Source organism: Vibrio harveyi NBRC 15634 = ATCC 14126 = KCTC 12724, assembly GCF_001591145.1.
In the GTDB taxonomy this organism is placed as follows: Bacteria; Pseudomonadota; Gammaproteobacteria; order Enterobacterales; family Vibrionaceae; genus Vibrio; species Vibrio harveyi.
This window is the reverse complement of record NZ_BCUF01000137.1, coordinates 1-1134: the sequence shown is the minus strand read 5'-3', so window position 1 is coordinate 1134 and position 1134 is coordinate 1. Positions and strand designations below refer to the sequence as shown.

Here is a 1134-nt window from a genome sequence, read left to right as displayed (position 1 = left end):
TTGCTCACCCCTTAACAGGGCGTTAGCTCGATATATCAACACCTTATAGTTAAGGTCCTAGTAAGTAATTACTGATCCAGTAAATTGCAGTCTCTCGTGAAGTCATACGAAAAAAGCTAAGTGGATTTGTGTCGTGACTTTTTAGAGCGTATCAATCCGGATATATGCTAAGTAGGAGTTTTTATGAGAGTTCAACAGTCAAAGATTGGGGCTGACCCAGTAAAATATTATGCGAGTTTAATTGGAATGGAAAAGCATGAGTCTCGCTTGAAAAAGCAAACCAATGCAATTCCGATCATGACCGGAATTGTCCTCTACAGACAGCTCCCAAAAAATAAGCAATCGCAAATATTAAAGCAAATACTAGGCATAAGTGATAACCAGTTAAAAGCCTCATTATACGGATTAGTTTCACAGGTTGTAGCTAATCCATATTGGTTCTCGTGGTCTCTTTCTGACAGTGAGCTTAGGGAGTTCTTTGATACGAATAAAGGGGTGACTGACGCGCTGAAAGTCGTAGGGCTAGATATAACAATTCCGTTGACAGTGGCTGGTGTTGCAGCATTTTTATACTCCGCAAATGAAAAAGGAGTCATTGGAGCTTCACAAAAAGCCTCTGAGCAACTCAAAAAAACGGTCACCTCGTCGCCAGTGGCGTAAGTTGGTATGAAAATGGGACTAACAAAACAAGCAGCATCACGAGCATCGGCAATTCTGGTTGTTATGGTTACTGTTATTGCATACCAAACGAGTTCAAATGCAAAAGATGCTCAAAAAGAGTTGTTACGTAGAGGTTTGCTAAGAGCGGATGATTTATAATGCTAATCATATTTCTAATACTTGCCTTTTCATTGGCGACAATCCATTTCTCTCACGTGCTTTTCTCGTTGTGCCTATTATCTCCAAATCAGTTACCTAAAGGTGTAACATTACTGCGTTCACTAGCTCTTTGCATAATGGCGGCTTGCGCGCAGTATTATACGCTTTCATTGATCTTAGGTTCTAACTTACCTGCGGTATCAGGTTTAGTTTTAGTAATAACAAATTCTTTCTTCTTTATAGGTTTTTACTCTGCTTACAAAGTTAAGCACACCAAAGAAAGTTAGTGCGTGAATATATATCAAGCTAACAAAC

The 1134-nt window shown here is 39.3% G+C and carries 2 protein-coding genes; both read left to right on the top strand.

Annotation, left to right across the window (positions count from 1 at the left end; all coding sequences use genetic code 11):
• Positions 1-183 precede the first annotated feature (183 nt).
• A complete protein-coding gene (locus VHA02S_RS24855) occupies positions 184-660 on the top strand; it encodes a hypothetical protein (protein WP_227740489.1) in 477 nt (158 codons plus the stop codon).
• A 6-nt stretch (positions 661-666) separates the two neighbouring features.
• The gene (locus tag VHA02S_RS26470) at positions 667-819 is read left to right on the top strand and encodes a hypothetical protein (RefSeq protein ID WP_227740490.1); all 153 of its coding nucleotides are present in this window, start codon (positions 667-669) and stop codon (positions 817-819) included.
• Positions 820-1134: the final 315 nt, after the last annotated feature.